Origin of the sequence: Falsiroseomonas ponticola, from assembly GCF_016805305.1 — a bacterium.
Taxonomy (GTDB): domain Bacteria; phylum Pseudomonadota; class Alphaproteobacteria; order Acetobacterales; family Acetobacteraceae; genus Falsiroseomonas; species Falsiroseomonas ponticola.
In genome coordinates this window covers 1-15,033 of sequence record NZ_JAERQN010000001.1, presented here as the reverse complement: position 1 = coordinate 15,033, position 15,033 = coordinate 1, and the positions used below count along the sequence as shown (strand labels likewise).

Annotated in this window: 10 protein-coding genes; 5 read left to right on the top strand and 5 right to left on the bottom strand. The window is 72.5% G+C overall.

The features are described 5' to 3' along the window. Window positions 1-15 precede the first annotated feature (15 nt). On the bottom strand, window positions 16-2,133 hold the full coding sequence (locus tag JJI54_RS00050) for a sensor histidine kinase (protein WP_203069716.1): 2,118 nt from the start codon (window positions 2,131-2,133) through the stop codon (window positions 16-18). A gap of 286 nt (window positions 2,134-2,419) precedes the next feature. On the opposite strand from JJI54_RS00050, the gene JJI54_RS00045 reads away from it, so the two are divergent. After that, window positions 2,420-2,647, top strand: coding sequence for a hypothetical protein (locus tag JJI54_RS00045; RefSeq protein WP_203069706.1), 228 nt, complete (start codon window positions 2,420-2,422; stop codon window positions 2,645-2,647). A gap of 4 nt (window positions 2,648-2,651) precedes the next feature. On the opposite strand, the gene JJI54_RS00040 is transcribed toward JJI54_RS00045, so the two are convergent. Further along, window positions 2,652-5,186 carry an ATP-binding protein gene (locus JJI54_RS00040; RefSeq protein ID WP_203069705.1) on the bottom strand — a complete coding sequence of 845 codons (2,535 nt, stop codon included), beginning with the start codon at window positions 5,184-5,186 and terminating at the stop codon, window positions 2,652-2,654. 92 nt (window positions 5,187-5,278) lie between these two features. Further along, complete coding sequence (locus JJI54_RS00035; protein WP_203069703.1) at window positions 5,279-7,144, bottom strand: ABC-F family ATP-binding cassette domain-containing protein; 1,866 nt, start codon at window positions 7,142-7,144, stop codon at window positions 5,279-5,281. 60 nt (window positions 7,145-7,204) lie between these two features. On the opposite strand from JJI54_RS00035, the gene JJI54_RS00030 reads away from it, so the two are divergent. After that, window positions 7,205-7,423 (top strand): hypothetical protein, encoded by a 219-nt coding sequence (locus JJI54_RS00030; protein ID WP_203069701.1) that lies wholly within the window; start codon window positions 7,205-7,207, stop codon window positions 7,421-7,423. 96 nt (window positions 7,424-7,519) lie between these two features. Beyond that, window positions 7,520-7,942, top strand: coding sequence for a nucleoside-diphosphate kinase (gene ndk / locus JJI54_RS00025; RefSeq protein WP_203069699.1), 423 nt, complete (start codon window positions 7,520-7,522; stop codon window positions 7,940-7,942). A 59-nt stretch (window positions 7,943-8,001) separates the two neighbouring features. Here the strand turns inward: ndk and JJI54_RS00020 are convergent, their stop codons facing one another. Continuing rightward, the gene (locus JJI54_RS00020) at window positions 8,002-8,772 is read right to left on the bottom strand and encodes an MOSC domain-containing protein (RefSeq protein WP_203069697.1); all 771 of its coding nucleotides are present in this window, start codon (window positions 8,770-8,772) and stop codon (window positions 8,002-8,004) included. A 114-nt stretch (window positions 8,773-8,886) separates the two neighbouring features. Between JJI54_RS00020 and clpB the strand changes: the two genes are divergently transcribed. Together clpB and JJI54_RS00010 are read left to right on the top strand one after the other, a co-directional pair. Further along, on the top strand, window positions 8,887-11,475 hold the full coding sequence (gene clpB / locus JJI54_RS00015; RefSeq protein WP_203069695.1) for an ATP-dependent chaperone ClpB: 2,589 nt from the start codon (window positions 8,887-8,889) through the stop codon (window positions 11,473-11,475). Between the two features lie 123 nt (window positions 11,476-11,598). Next, window positions 11,599-13,281 carry a Na/Pi cotransporter family protein gene (locus JJI54_RS00010; RefSeq protein ID WP_203069693.1) on the top strand — a complete coding sequence of 561 codons (1,683 nt, stop codon included), beginning with the start codon at window positions 11,599-11,601 and terminating at the stop codon, window positions 13,279-13,281. A gap of 80 nt (window positions 13,282-13,361) precedes the next feature. Here JJI54_RS00010 and JJI54_RS00005 read toward each other — a convergent pair whose 3' ends face one another. Further along, on the bottom strand, window positions 13,362-14,564 hold the full coding sequence (locus JJI54_RS00005) for a M23 family metallopeptidase (protein ID WP_203069691.1): 1,203 nt from the start codon (window positions 14,562-14,564) through the stop codon (window positions 13,362-13,364). Window positions 14,565-15,033 lie beyond the last annotated feature (469 nt).

Below are 15,033 nucleotides of genomic sequence, written 5' to 3'. Positions count from 1 at the left end.
CGAAATATTAACGATTTAGTTGGAAATTTGGACAGCGTCCTCCGGCGCTTCGGCCGAGGGCGGCAGCCGCACCACCACGCATCCCCCGGGGCCCGGTTGCACCGCCAGCGCGCCGCGCAGCTGGCGCGCCATGGCGAGGGCGACGCGCATGCCGAGGCCGCGGGACTGCGTCGGGTCGAATCCCGGGGGGAAGCCCGCGCCTTCATCCGCCACTTCCAGCACCGCCCCGGCCGGCCCGGGCTGGAAGCGCACGGCGATGCGCCCGGCGCCGTGCTTCAGCGCATTGGTGACGAGTTCCGTGACCAGCAGCCCCATCGCCGCCATCTGCCCCGCCGGCAGGCGCAGGCCGGGCGCGGCCGAGAGGTCGATGGCGCGGCCGGAGGAGCCGAGCGAGTGGCCCAGATCCTCGACCAGCGCGCGGAGATGCTCGGCCACTTCCTGCGCCATGCCGGGGGCGCCTTCGTAGAGGCGGCGATGGACGGCGGCGATGGAGACGATGCGGCCCGCGGCTTCCCGTAGCTTGGCCGCCAGCGCGGGGTCGGCGGCGCCGCGGGCCTGCAGCAGCAGCAGCCCCTGGACGAGCTGGAGGCTGTTCTTCACGCGGTGGTGCATCTCCTGCACCAGCAGGTCCTTCTCCGCGATCCGGGCGTCCCGCTCCTGCGCCAGCAGGCGCTGTTCCGTCACGTCATGGCTGGCGCCGACAAGGCGCTCGGGCGTGCCGTCCGGCCCGTATTCGACGGCGCCGCTGGCACGGATCCAGCGGATGGCGCCATCGGCACGGCGGATGCGCGCCTCCGCCTCATGCCGCCCGGTCAGCCGGGCGCGCTCCATCGCGGCGATGCCGGCGGCGCGGTCCTCCGGCAGCAGGTGGCTGCGCCACAGCGCCAGGCTGGGCGGGCCCTGCGTGGCGGGGTCCAGCCCATAGAGGCGGAACATCGCTTCCGACCAGCGCAGCTCCCCGGTGGCGAAATCCCAGCGCCAGGTGCCGACGGCGGCGGCGCGCTGGGCCTGTTCCAGCCAGGCGGTGCGTTCGCGCAGCGCCGCTTCGGTGGCGGTGCGCGCGGCATCGGCGGCGGCGAGCGCGCGGGCCAGGTCCTGCACCTCCGCCAGCTTCGGGCCCGGCGCCAGGCCGGCGGGGGGGATGCTGTCCGGCATGGCGGACAGCGCCGCCAGCGCCCGGCGCAGCCGGAGCGCGAGCAGCAGCGCGATGCCGAGGCCGAGCACGGCGACGGGCAGGGTGCTCAGCAGCAGGCGCGTCAGCGCCTCCCGCAGCCCGGCCTCGAACACCGCCTCGGGCTGCGCGACGGCGGCGCCGTAGCCGGAGACGGGGGCGCGGGCGAAGGCGATGACCGAAACCTCCCCGTCCCGGTTGGCGATGCCCTCCACCACTCCTTCGCCGGCCTGCGCCATCGCCTCCACCAGCGCGGGCACGGCGGGCTGGCCGATGGCGGCGGCGGCGTCGCGGCTGCGGGCGATGATGATGCCGCGGCGGTCCATCAGCCCCGCCACCGCGCCCTGCGGCAGCGGTGCGTCGCCCAGCGCCGGGGCGATCGCCTCCCCGGGCAGGGACAGGCCGATGGCGAGGCGGGGCGGGTCCGCCCCGGCGGGCAACGGGATGGCCACCGCGACGGTGGGGCGGCCGCTGAGCGTGCCGCGATACTGGTTGGAGATGGCGGTGCCGCCGCGGGCCAGCGCCTCCGCCAGCGCCGGGGGGATGGGGGTGGGGCCGGGCAGGATCCCCATCGCCGTGTTGGCGACCTGGCCTTCGCCCATCCGCGCCATGGCGAGCACGCGCCCATCCGGCAGCGGGCCGAGCCGCGCGGCGGCCGCCATGAAGGCCGCCGCATCGCCCTCCGCCAGGCCGGGCTGGGCGGCGAAGCCGGTCAGCAGCGCTTCCGCCCGGGCGAATTCCAGGTCAATCCGGTGCGCCATGGCGCGGGCGGCGGCCAGCAGCCGGTCCCCCGCCTGGCGGCGGCTTTCCGCATGCGCCTGCCAGACCGCGAGGCCGCCCAGCCCGATGAGCGCCACCACCAGCAGCGCCACCAGGGCGAGCAGGCGGGCCCGCAGGCTCGGCGCGCCGCGGGCGGCGGGTGGCGGCATGGGCGTGGCGACGATGGCGGCGGCCTCCTGCATCGATGCGGCGTGACGAAGGCCCGTGGCCGGGCGATGCGCCCCGGCGGGGGCGCGGGACCACCGGCCTGCGTCCTGGCGGGCAATGGCGCCGGACCAGGACGGTTCCATCCCGCCCCCCATCGTCGCACGGGGGGATGCCGTCCTCGATGTCGGAGTGTAGCGGCGGCGTGCTGTGACGAAAATGCAACGACCCATCACGCTTGCGGCAGCGGATGCAGCGCCGGGTTGCGGAAGCCGCCGGCGCTTCGCCAGGATGGCGGGGCGGTACATCCGCGGGGACAACGCCATGGGAAGAAGGGCGGATACCGGGCCATCCGAGGCACCGGGGGGAAGCGGGGCCGGCGCGGCGCGGGATGCGCGGGCGGCCCGCCATGCCGGGTCCGGGGCGGATTCCCTGGCCGATACCCCCGCCGAGCCCGGCACCGCCTGGGCGCTGTGGCCGACCTTCCTGCGCCGGACGCTGGCGGAGGAGCAGGTGGCCCCCGCCCGCGGCGCCATGATGGGCGCGGAGTGAGGGCTCAGGCCGCCGTCAGCCGCGCCACCAGCCGCGCCAGGTCCCGCTGCCCATAGGGCTTGTTGATGCGGGGCAGCCAATCCGTCTCCGTCGCCGGCAGTTCCGCATGGCCGGTCGCCAGCGCCACCTTCAGCCCCGGATGGTCGCGCCGCAGCAGCCCTGCCAGGTCCAGCCCGTTCATGCCCGGCATGGCGTAGTCCGTCAGCACCAGGTCGATGGCGGGGTCGCGGGCGAGAAGCTCGATCGCCTCCTGCGCCGAGCGGGCGATCAGCGCGCCATGGCCGAGATCCTCCAGCATCAGCGCCGTCCCGGCGGCCACCAGCGGATCGTCATCCACCACCAGCACCCGCCTGGCCTCGACCGCGGGCAGGGCATCCGGCGGCGCGGGGCGGGGCGCGGCGGCGGCCTGGCCGGCGCGCGGCAGCCAGATCTCCGCCAGCGTGCCCTGGCCGGGCGTGCTGGCCAGGGCGAGGCCGCCGCCGGATTGCTGCGCCAGCCCCTGCACCATGGACAGGCCGAGGCCGGAGCCGCGGCCGGCGCCCTTGGTGGTGAAGAAGGGCTCCACCGCGCGCGCCAGCGTCGCCGCATCCATGCCCGTGCCGCTGTCCCGCACGCCGAGGCGCAGATAGGCGCCCGGCGCCAGGCCGGGCGGCGCGCCGGGGGAGGGGGCCTGCGCTTCCGCCAGCGTCACCGCCAGCGTGCCGCCGCCCGGCATGGCGTCCCGCGCATTCACCGCCAGGTTCAGCAGGGCGAGTTCCAGCTGGTTGGCATCGACCAGCGCGGCGGGCAGGCCGGGCGGCAGCTCCACCCCGATCCGCACGCCGGGGCCGGTGGAGCGTTCCAGCAGGCCCCGCATGCCGAGCACCAGCGCCGCCAGGTCCACCGCGGCGGGGCGCAGTTCCTGCCGCCGCGCGAAGGCCAGCAGCCGCTGCGTCAGCGCCGCGCCGCGTTCCGCCCCCTGCAGCGCGCCATCCAGCAGCCGGGCCAGGCGGGGATCCTCCGGCAGCCGCTTCTTCAGCAGCGCCAGGTTGCCGAGCACCGCCATCAGCAGGTTGTTGAAGTCATGCGCGACGCCGCCCGTCAGCTGGCCCAGCGTCTCCATCTTCTGCGCCTCCCGCAGCCTTGCCTCGGCGGCCTTCAGCTCCGTCAGGTCATGGCCTTCGGGCACCAGCAGGGTGATGCGCCCCTCCGTGTCCCGCAGCGGGCGGATGGAGAAGTCGATGGCGGCCAGGCGGTCGGCCCCGCGGACCACCTCCTCATAGCGCTGGGGCGTGCCGGCGGCGGCGGCGGCGATGGCGGCGCGCAGGCGGTCCTGCACCGCCTCCCCCATCTCGAACCACCGGGCCTCCCACAGCCTGCGGCCGACCACCTCCTCCCGCGTCACGCCGCCGAAGGCGAGGGCGGCGTCGTTCGCTTCCAGCACCGTGCCGTCCGGCGCCAGCAGGCCGATGAACTGGAAGGTGCTGTTGAAGATGGCGCGGAAGCGGTGCTCGCTCTCCGCCAGCTGGTCGCGCGCGGTGGCGAGCGCCCGGGTGCGCTCCGCCACGCGCTGCTCCAGCTCCGTCGCCGCGTCGCGCAGCGCGGCATTGGCGCGGGCCAGCGCCTCCCGCCCCTGTTCCTCCCGCCGCGCCAGGCGCAGCGCGATGGCGGTCAGCAGGATGATGGCGACGGCGACGGCGCCGACGATGCTGCCGGACCAGACCAGCGCCGCGCGGAAGGGGGCGAGCGCGCTGTCCACCGGCACGCTGGCGGCGACGATCACGGGCCAGTCCGCCAGGCGGCGGTAGGAGATGATGCGCGCATCGCCATCGAGGGCGGAGGGGATGCGCAGCGTGCCCGCCGCGTTGGTGGCGCTCGGCGGCGCCACGGCGATGGCGCGGCCCACCGTCTCCCGCGTCATGCCGGTGCGGGCGAGGATCCGGCCCTCGATGTCCAGCATGGCGAGCACGGTGCCCTGGCCGATCTCGCTGGCCTCCGCCTGCTGCTGGAAGAAGCCGGGGCGCTGGGCGATCTGCACCGCGCCGGTCAGGCGGCCATCGGCATCGCGCATCGCGACGGAGTAGGTGAACAGGATCTCCCGCGTCACGCGGCTGTAGATCGCCTCCCCCACATGGCGGTCATTGCCGGCGAGATGCGCCTGGAACCAGCGGCGGTCGCGGAAATCCAGGTCCGGGGCGGGGAAGAGGCTGTTCAGCGCGACCGGCCGCGCGCCCTCATCCACCACCATGATGTAGTCGCCGGCGGAGCGGGCGGAGAGGTCGCGCAGCCAGTCATGGAAGCCCTCATCACCCACCACCGCGGCGGGGCCGCCGAGGGAGGCGACGCGGTCGGCCACGCGGTTGGAGACGAGGTCCGCCGTCTCGAAGGATCGCCGGGCGTATTGTTCCAGCAGCCGGGCCAGTTCGCGGGTGCCGATCTCCGCCCGTTCCAGCGCCGCGACGCGTTCCTGTTCCAGGAAAGCCATGCGGATGCCGACCAGGGAGGCCAGGAAGACGCCCGCGATGGCGAGGATCGCGACATTGACGCGGCGGAGGGACAACAGCGTTTCCAAGGTGTTGGTTGCGGCCAGGGTCCCCGATCCGGTCACGCGGCGGGAAGGGCCGCGCCCGCAGCCTCACCCGATCGTGACGATCAGGCAGCGTCCAGCTGTTCGGAGATGGCGAGCCATTCCTCCTCCAGCGCCGCGATCTGGCGGGCCAGGAAGGCCTGGCGCGTGGTGGCCCAGGCGATGTCCTGCGCCTTGCGGGAGGCATAGGTCTCGGGGTCGGAGAGCTTCTTCTCGATCAGCCTGCCTTCCAGCGTGTGGCGCTCGATCAGCTTCTCCACCTCCTTGAGCCGGGCGCGGAGCGGTGCCAGCTGGGCGCGGGCCTGGGCGCGGGCGGCGCGGTCGGTCGGCGCACGCTCTCCGGCGCCGCCGCCGCCGCTGCCCCGGGCGCGTTCGGCCAGCAGGGCGCGGTATTCGTCCATGTCGCCGTCGAAGCTCGTGACCTTGCCATCGGCCACCAGCCAGAGGCGGTCGGCCACGAGTTCCACCAGATGCGGGTCGTGGCTGATCAGCAGCACCGCGCCCTTGTAGTCCGCCAGCGCGCGGACCAGCGCCTCCCGCGCATCGATGTCGAGGTGGTTGGTCGGCTCGTCCAGGATCAGCAGCTGGGGCGCGTCCCGCGTGCAGAGGGAGAGCAGGAGGCGCGCCTTCTCCCCGCCCGAGCAGCGTTCGATCCGCGTCTCCGCGCGTTCGGCGTTCAGGCCGAAGCGGGCGAGCTGGGCGCGGCATTGCTGGATGGTAGCGGTGGGCAGCGCGGCCTGCATGTGGCTGAGCGGCGTGCCCGTCGGGTCCAGATCCTCCGACTGGTGCTGGGCGAAGAAGCCGACGCGGAGCTTGGAGGAGCGGCGCACCGTGCCGCGCTGGGGGGCGAGGCGGCCGGCGACGAGCTTCGCCAGGGTGGACTTGCCGTTGCCATTGGCGCCCAGCAGGGCGATCCGGTCCTCCTGGTCCAGCCGCAGATCGATGCCCTTCAGGATGGGCGGGCCGCCATAGCCGGCATCGGCCTTCTCGATGGCCAGGATCGGGGGCGGCAGTTCCTCGGGCTCGGGGAAGGAGAAGGTGCTGGCCGCATCCTCCACCACCGCCTCGATCACCGGGAGCTTGGCCAGGGCCTTGAGGCGGGATTGCGCCTGGCGGGCCTTGGTGGCCTTGGCGCGGAAGCGGTCCACGAAGGCCTGCATATGGGCGCGCTGGGCGGCGATCTTGACGCGCTGGCTTTCCTGCTGGGCGGCGCGCTCCGTCCGCACGCGGACGAAATTCTCGTAATTGCCGGGGTAGAAGGTGACCTTCTGCTGGTCGAGATGGGCGATGCCGTCCACGGCCCGGTCCAGCAGCCCGCGGTCATGGCTGACGACGATGGCCGCGCCGGGGAATTTCGCGAGCCACCCCTCCAGCCACATGGTGGCTTCGAGGTCCAGGTGGTTGGTGGGCTCGTCCAGCAGCAGCAGGTCGGGTTCCGGAAACAGGGCGCGGGCGAGGGCGACGCGCATCCGCCAGCCGCCGGAGAAGGCGGAGAGGGGGCGGGCCTGCGCTTCCGCATCGAAGCCGAGGCCGGACAGGATGGTGGCGGCGCGGGCGGGGGCGCTGTCCGCGCGGATGTCGATGAGCCTTTCGTGAATTTCCGCGACACGGTGGGCCTGGGCCGGGTCCTCCAGCGCCTGGAGCAAAGCGTGGCGTTCGGTGTCCGCTTCCAGCACGCTGTCGAGGAGCGTGGTCTCGCCGCCCGGGGCTTCCTGGGCGACGACGCCCATCTTGGCGCGGGCGGCCAGCCTGATCTCCCCGCCATCGGGCTGCAGGTCGCCGGTGATGGCGCGGAGCATGGTGGACTTGCCGGCGCCGTTCCGCCCGACCAGGCCGATCTTCCGGCCGGCATCCAGCATCAGGTCGGCATTCTCGAGCAGGGTGCGGCCGCCGAAGCGGATGGTCAGGCTGCGGATGGCGATGACGGTCATGGCGGCGGTTCATACAGGGAAGGCGCCGGGGCGCGTAGCCCGGCGGAGGGCCAGGGTGGCATGCGGCTCAGGGATTTCGGGACGCTGGAGGGGCTGCTGCGGGTGCTGGGCGGGCTGGTGGCCGATACGGTGCGGCAGCCCTGGCGGGTGGTGGTCAATCTGGCGGCGCTGGTCGTGGTGGGGTTCATCACCCTGGCCGCGATCATGGCCAAGGCACCCTGGCTGCTGGCCGGGCTGGTGGAACTGGCGGCCTGGCTGTTCGGCGCCCCGGCGCCCTGACGGCAGGGCTGCCCGCCGGCCCCGGGGCTTGCGCCGGAACCGTTCCCCCCTTATCCGGCGCCAGCTTTCGCACCCGCACAACAGGAAAAACGCCCCATGGCCATCGAGCGCACCTTCAGCATCATCAAGCCCGACGCGACCCGCCGCAACCTGACCGGCGCGATCAACGCGGTGTTCGAGAAGAACGGCCTGCGCATCGTCGCCCAGAAGCGCATCCAGATGACCAAGGCCCAGGCCGAGAGCTTCTACGGCGTGCACCGCGAGCGCGGCTTCTTTAACGACCTGGTCAGCTTCATGATCTCCGGCCCCGTCGTCGTGCAGGTGCTGGAAGGCGAGAACGCCGTGGCGAAGAACCGCGAGCTGATGGGCGCCACCAACCCGGCCAACGCCGCCGAGGGCACGATCCGCAAGCTGTTCGCGGAGAGCATCGAGGCGAATTCCGTGCATGGCTCCGACAGCGCGGAGAATGCGGCGATCGAGATCGCCTATTTCTTCGCCGGCGCCGAGATCGTCGGCTGACCTTTCGTCAGCTGGAAGGTTGAGAGGGCCGCGCCCCGGCTGGGGGCGCGGCCCTTCTGCTATCCGAGCAGGTCAGCCTGGAGCGGTTCCAGGGCGTCGCCGACCGCGACCCGGCCGCCTTCCAGCACCTCCGCATAGACGCCCATATCGGCGTGGCCGTAATGCTCCCGCAGCCATTTCTGCGGCTTGGCGTCCCGGACCGCCGTTTCCGGGTTCACCTCCGTCGCCGGGCAGCGCTGGGTGCGCTTGAAGATTTTCATTCGTGTCCCGCCGACGAGGAATTCCCGCCCGACCCAGTCCAGCTCCGCGAAGGGGGCGGCGCCGGAGAACAGGATATTGGCGCGGAAGCGGGTGGGGTCGAGCTCCATGCCGACCTTCTCCGACAGCGCCTTCACGCTGCTGAGCCCGATGATCGAGACCGCCTTGGCGGCGATGTCGGTGAAGGCATGGCCCGGGGCCTCCGCCAGGCGGAGCGAGCCGCGGGCCTCCGGGCCCAGATAGGCGGTCATCCAGGCCGCCGCCCGTTCCCGGTCGCCGCGCAGGGCGAGGTCCACCGCCAGATGGGGAAAACCCGGGGCCATCAGCAGCAGCATGCCCGTCACGGGGTCATAGGCCGAGCGGATGGCGGCGATGCCGGCATTGGCCATCAGGCAGGCGAAGTGGCGCTTCTGCATCCAGACCGGCGCCGCGGGGTCGAAGGGGCTGTCGCCCTGGGCGAAGGCGAAGCGGCGGTCATGCGGCAGGCCCTGGCCCGCCTCGATGTCAACGACATCCATCAACTCCCCGGTCAGACCCTTCACGGGAAAGCGGGTGATCCGTTCGACACGCATGGGTCATCCTCTTGAAGCCCCGCCGCGCCGCATACCACATCAAGGCGGAAGGCAAACCCTTGCCGCCCGATCGGGGGCTTGGGGAGCCAGTCCGCTCCAGAGAGGGACATGCGAATGGACATCGAGAAATTCACCGACCGGGCGCGCGGTTTCCTGCAGGCTGCGCAGACCATCGCGATCCGGGACTACCACCAGCGCGTCACCGCCGAACACCTGCTGAAGGCGCTGCTCGACGATGAGCAGGGTGCCGCCGCCGGGCTGATCACCGCCGCGGGGGGCGACCCCAAGGTCGCGCGGCAATCCGTGGAAGGCGAGCTGGCGAAGCTGCCCAAGGTGACGGGCGGCGGCGCGGGCCAGCAGCCGCAATTCATGCCGGATATCGTCCGCGTGCTGGATGGCGCGCAGCAACTGGCGGCCAAGGCCGGCGACGAATTCGTGGCGCAGGACCGGCTGCTGCAGGCGCTGGCCGCCAGCGACACCCAGGCCGGCCGCGCGCTGCGCCTGGCCGGCGCCGATGCGCAGCGGCTGGAGAAGGCGGTGGCCGACCTCCGCAAGGGCCGCACCGTCAACAGCCAGAATGCCGAGGAGCAGTTCGACGCGCTGAAGAAGTATGCGCGCGACCTGACGGCGCTGGCGCGCGAGGGCAAGCTCGACCCCGTCATCGGGCGGGACGAGGAGATCCGCCGCACCATCCAGGTGCTGGCGCGGCGCACCAAGAACAACCCCGTGCTGATCGGCGAGCCCGGCGTCGGCAAGACCGCCATCGTCGAGGGGCTGGCGCTGCGCATCATCCGCGGCGACGTGCCGGAGGCGCTGAAGGACAAGAAGGTCATGGCGCTCGACCTCGGCGCGATGGTCGCCGGCGCCAAGTATCGCGGCGAGTTCGAGGAACGCCTCAAGGGCGTGCTGAAGGAGGTCGAGCAGGCCGCCGGCGACGTCATCCTCTTCATCGACGAGATGCACACGCTGGTCGGCGCGGGCAAGGCGGATGGGGCGATGGACGCCTCCAACCTCATCAAGCCGGCGCTGGCGCGGGGCGAGCTGCATTGCGTCGGCGCCACCACGCTCGACGAATACCGCAAGCATGTGGAGAAGGACGCGGCGCTGGCGCGGCGCTTCCAGCCGGTCTTCGTGGGCGAGCCGAGCGTGGAGGACACCATCTCCATCCTGCGCGGCATCAAGGAGAAGTATGAGCTGCACCACGGCGTGCGCATCGCCGATGGCGCGCTGGTGGCGGCGGCCACGCTCTCCAACCGCTACATCACGGACCGCTTCCTGCCGGACAAGGCGATCGACCTGGTGGACGAAGCGGCGTCCCGCCTGCGCATGCAGGTGGACAGCAAGCCGGAGGAGCTGGACGCGATCGACCGCGACCTCATGCGCATGAAGATCGAGCGCGAGGCGCTGCGGAAGGAGCAGGATTCCGCCAGTCGCGACCGTCTGGTTAAGCTCGAAAAGGAGCTGGCCGATCTGGAGGAAGAGAGTCGGACCCTGACCCAGCGCTGGGAGGCGGAGAAGGGCAAGGTCGTCGAGACGCAGAAGGCCAAGGAGGAGCTGGACAAGGCGCGCACCGAGCTGGAACTCGCGGAGCGGCGCGGCGACTATGCCCGGGCCGGGGAGCTGAAATACGGCCTGATCCCGGACCTCGAGAAGAAGATCGCGGCGACGGGCGATGGCGATGCGCGGCTGGTGAACGAGGCGGTGACGGAGGAAGGCATCGCCGGCGTCGTCAGCCGCTGGACCGGCATTCCCGTGGAGAAGATGCTGGAAGGGGAGCGCGCCAAGCTCCTCAAGATGGAAGACCAGCTCCGCCAGCGCGTGGTGGGGCAGGAGGAGGCGCTGGAGGCGGTCTCCAAGGCCGTGCGGCGCGCCCGCGCGGGGCTGCAGGACCCGAACCGGCCGATCGGCAGCTTCCTGTTCCTCGGCCCGACCGGCGTCGGCAAGACCGAACTCGTGAAGTCGCTGGCCAGCTTCCTGTTCGATGACGAGCGCGCGATGACGCGCATCGACATGTCCGAATACATGGAGAAGCACGCCGTCAGCCGCCTGGTCGGCGCCCCCCCGGGCTATGTCGGCTATGACGAGGGCGGCGCGCTGACCGAGGCCATCCGCCGGCGGCCCTATCAGGTGATCCTGTTCGACGAGGTGGAGAAGGCGCATGAGGACGTCTTCAACATCCTGCTGCAGGTGCTGGATGATGGGCGCCTGACGGATGGCCAGGGGCGGACGGTCGATTTCCGCAACACCATCATCGTGCTGACCAGCAACCTCGGCAGCCAGGCCATCGCCGAACTGCCGGAGAGTGCGGATATCGAGGCCGCGCGGCCGGCGGTGATGCGGGCGGTGCGGGAGCGGTTCCGGCCGGAATTCCTGAACCGGCTGGACGAGGTGGTGCTGTTCCGCCGCCTGGCGCGGGGCGACATGGCGCATATCGTCGATATCCAGCTGGTGCGGCTGCGCAAGCTGCTGGCCGACCGGCACATCACGCTGGAGCTGGATGACAGCGCGCGGGAATGGCTGGCGGAAGCGGGCTACGACCCGGCCTATGGCGCCCGGCCGCTGAAGCGGGTGATCCAGCGCAGCCTGCAGGACCGCCTGGCCGGCTTGCTGCTGGAAGGCACGGTCGGCGATGGCGCGGTGCTGCGCGTGACGGCCAGCCCCGACGGCCTCGAAGTCCGCCCCGCCTTGAAGCAGGCCGCCTGACCGACGACGGTCCAGGCCCGTCTCGGGCCTGGCGGATGGGGTCCGGGGAAGGCGGCGCCTTCCCCGGTGCGCCCTTCTGGGCCTAATCTCTCTGTTTCAGTTTTATGACAGAGGGGTGAGGCCTTGTCCCAGGCATTGCTGCTGGTGGAGTTGGCTGGCGAGGCCGCCTTGCTGCTCTGGGGCCTGCACATGGTGCAGTCCGGGGTGCAGCGGGCCTTCGGCATGCGGCTGCGCCAGGGGCTGGGCGTGGCGCTGGGCAGCCGGGTGCGCGCCGTGCTGGCCGGGCTGTTCGCCACCGCGGCGCTGCAATCCTCCACCGCGACGGCGCTGATGGTGGGCAGCTTCGCGGCCGGTGCCGGGGTGGCGCTGGCGCCCGCGCTGGCGGCCATGCTGGGGGCCAATATCGGCACCGCGCTGATCGTCTTCGCCCTGTCCTTCGAGGTCTCCGCCTTGGCGCCGGCGCTGGTGCTGGCGGGGGTGGTCGCCTTCCGGCGCAGCAGCGGCAGCCGGGGGAAGGATATCGGCCGGGTCTTCATCGGCGTCGGGCTGATGCTGATCTCGCTGCACCTGCTTTCCGCCAGCATGGCGCCGGTGGAGGCATCCCCCACCCTGCGGGCGCTGGTCGGCGTCTTCGCCGACATGCCGCTGCCGAACCTGGTGGTGGCGGCGCTGCTGGCCTGGGCGGCGCATTCCTCGGTCGCGGCCATGCTGTTCATCGCCTCGCTGGCCGCATCCGGCCTGCTGGGGGCGGAGGCCTGCATCGCCATGGTGCTGGGCGCCAATATCGGCAGCGCGGTGAACCCGCTGCTGGGCGCGCTGGGGGAGGCCGGGCCGGAACGGGCGCGGCTGCGCGTGGCGCTGGGCAACATCGCCAACCGGGTGGCCGGCGCCGTGCTGGTGCTGGGCGCCATGCCGCCGCTGCTGCCGGTGCTGGAGGCGGAGCCGGGCGCGATCTTCGCCGCGCAGGCGCACCTGGCCTTCAACCTCGGCACCGCCATCCTGGCCTGGCCGCTGCTGGGGCCGCTGGCGCGGGGGCTGGAACGGCTGGTGCCGGACCGCCCGCCGGCCGAGGACCCCGCGGCGGCCCGCTACCTCGACCCCGATGCGCTGGAGACGCCGCCCGTGGCGCTGGCGAATGCGGCGCGGGAGGTGCTGCGCATCGCGGATACGGTGGAGGCGATGCTGGCGGCCTCCACCGCCGCCTTCCAGGAGGGGGACCGGGAGCGGCCCAAGGTGGCCAAGCGGCTGGATGACCAGGTGGACCGGCTGCACCGCCAGGTGCAGGGCTACCTGGCGCGCATCCCGCAGGAGACGCTGGGGGAGGATGATGCGCGCCGGCTGGCCGAGATCCGCGCCTTCGCCGTCAGCCTGGAACATGCGGGGGATGTGCTGGAGCGGGACCTGCTGGGCCTCGCCCAGAAATGGACGCGGCGCGGGCTGGTGCTGCCCGGCGACATCGCGGCCGAGATCACCGGGCTGCATCTGCGCCTCCAGGCGCAGCTGCGCCTGGCCGTCGCGGTCTTCATCCGGGAGGATGCGGAAGCCGCGCGGCGCCTGGTGCGGGAGAAGGAGGCGCTGCGGGATGCGGAGCGCAGCGCGCTGCGCCGGATGGCGGAGGCCGCCGACCGTTCCGCCGCGGAGGGTGGCGCCGCGGCCGGGCTGCTGCTGGATGCGGTGCGGGACCTGCGCCGCATCGGCGCGCATTTCGCGATGGTGGCCCACCCGCTGCTGGAGCGGCGGGGGGAATTGCTGCCGAGCCGCCTGGCGACGGAGCCGAACCTGGCGGAGAGCCTGGCCGGGGGCTGATCAATCGCCCGCCCCAAGGGGGGGAAAGGCTGGCGGGCGATCAATCGCCCGCCCCAAGGGGGAAAAAGGCTGGCGGGCGATCAATCGCCCGCCAGCGCCACCTCCGTCCGGCCGGAGGCGATCTGCGCCATCTGGCGGGTCAGCTCCCGCCGCCGGTCATGGAAGGCGGCGAGTTCGGGGCCGCGCAGGCGCTCCCCGGCCGGCAGGGCGGCGCGGGCGGGGTCCTGGGCGCGGCCGGCCAGGCGGATCTCATAGTGAAGGTGCGGGCCGGTGGACATGCCGGAGGAGCCGACATGGCCGATCACGTCACCCTGCCGCACGCGGTCGCCCGGCTTCAGGTTGCGGGCGAAGCGGGACATGTGGGCATAGACGGTCTCCACCCCGCCGGGATGGCGCAGCCGCACGGTGCGGCCATAGCCGCGTTCCATCCGCGCGGCGGCGACCACCCCGTCGGAGGCCGCGTAGATCGGCGTGCCCGGGGGGGCGGCGAAGTCCAGGCCTTCATGTCGGCGGGAAAAGCCGAGCACGGGATGGCGGCGCATGCCGAAGCCGGAGGTGAGGCGCGCGCCATCGAGCGGCGTGCGGAGGAAACCGCCGGCCAGCGGGCGGCCATCCGCATGGTACCAGGCGACGTCGCCATCCGCCTCGACATGGCGCCAGACGGAAAGCTCCCGGCCCGAGAGGGTGAGGGAGGCGTGCAGCAGCTGGCCATGGCCGAGCAGGTCGCCATCCGGGGCGCGCAGCCGTTCGAAGGCGACGGCGATGCGGTCGCCCGGCTGGATGTCGCGCTGGAAGTCCACCTCATGGGAGAGCGCGCGGATCAGCGAATGGGTGAGCGGCGCGGGCATGCCGGCGCGGGTCAGGGTCAGGTAGACGCCGCCGATGATGGGGGCCTCGATCCGGGCGAGGTGGCGCTGGCGGGGGATGACCTGCTCCTCCACCACCCAGCGATCGGCCTGGCGGCGAAGCGCGATGGTGCGGCCGGGGGCGGGCTCGATCTCCAGCGACAGGAGGGCGTTGTCGCGATCGGGGTCGAGGCGGAGGCCGACCTCCTGCCCCACGGCGAGGCCGCGGGGCGGGAAGACGGGGCGGAGGGCGGCGATCGCCTCATGCGCCTCCGCCTGGCTGACGCCGGCGCCGGCGAGGAGCTCGCCAAGGGTATCGCCCCGGCGGACGGTCAGGACGCGCTGCGCCTCGGCCGGAGGTTCCGATGCTGCGGCGGCCGCGAGAGGGGCGGCGAGAAGGGCGCAGATCGAGAGGGCGAGGCGGGTCGCTGGCGTCATGCTGTGGTCTTGTCCGGGCGGTGAGGGGGCGGACCATCTGGGCGAAGGCGAATGAAGTCAACGGGTTGACCGCTTCGGCTGCGTGACGAGAAGAGGTTTGTGTCAACGGCGTGGCGGTCATGGCTGCCATGTCCGTTTGGTGACGGGGTATCGTTGACACCCCCCGGCCCCGCCCGTAAAAGCCGCCTCACCAGAACGGAGCCGATGGTTCCCGGACGGTGCGCTGGAAAGCGGGGTTGCACTCGGTGGTGAAAGCCACTAGATGCTGCGCCCCGCCATACGGCGCCGATCTCTTCCACGCAGCGATGCGATGGTGCTTCTGGTCAGGGTACTGGCCAGGGACGGGATCTTGTTCATTCAAGCTGTGCATCTGTTGAGGGAAGAGAAGTTAGGTTGCCTTTTGGCTTCCTGCTGCTTTTGCTGTGTGGCTTTTGGGTCATGTGGCGGGGGTGGACACGGGGGGAAGGGT

Coding starts and splice junctions, on each gene's coding strand:
- JJI54_RS00005 (WP_203069691.1), bottom strand. CDS start 14,564: ATGACGCCAGCGACCCGCCTCGCCCTCTCGATCTGCGCCCTTCTCGCC.
- JJI54_RS00020 (WP_203069697.1), bottom strand. CDS start 8,772: ATGCGTGTCGAACGGATCACCCGCTTTCCCGTGAAGGGTCTGACCGGG.
- JJI54_RS00030 (WP_203069701.1), top strand. CDS start 7,205: ATGCGGCTCAGGGATTTCGGGACGCTGGAGGGGCTGCTGCGGGTGCTG.
- JJI54_RS00045 (WP_203069706.1), top strand. CDS start 2,420: ATGGGAAGAAGGGCGGATACCGGGCCATCCGAGGCACCGGGGGGAAGC.
- JJI54_RS00050 (WP_203069716.1), bottom strand. CDS start 2,133: ATGCAGGAGGCCGCCGCCATCGTCGCCACGCCCATGCCGCCACCCGCC.
- JJI54_RS00035 (WP_203069703.1), bottom strand. CDS start 7,144: ATGACCGTCATCGCCATCCGCAGCCTGACCATCCGCTTCGGCGGCCGC.
- clpB (WP_203069695.1), top strand. CDS start 8,887: ATGGACATCGAGAAATTCACCGACCGGGCGCGCGGTTTCCTGCAGGCT.
- ndk (WP_203069699.1), top strand. CDS start 7,520: ATGGCCATCGAGCGCACCTTCAGCATCATCAAGCCCGACGCGACCCGC.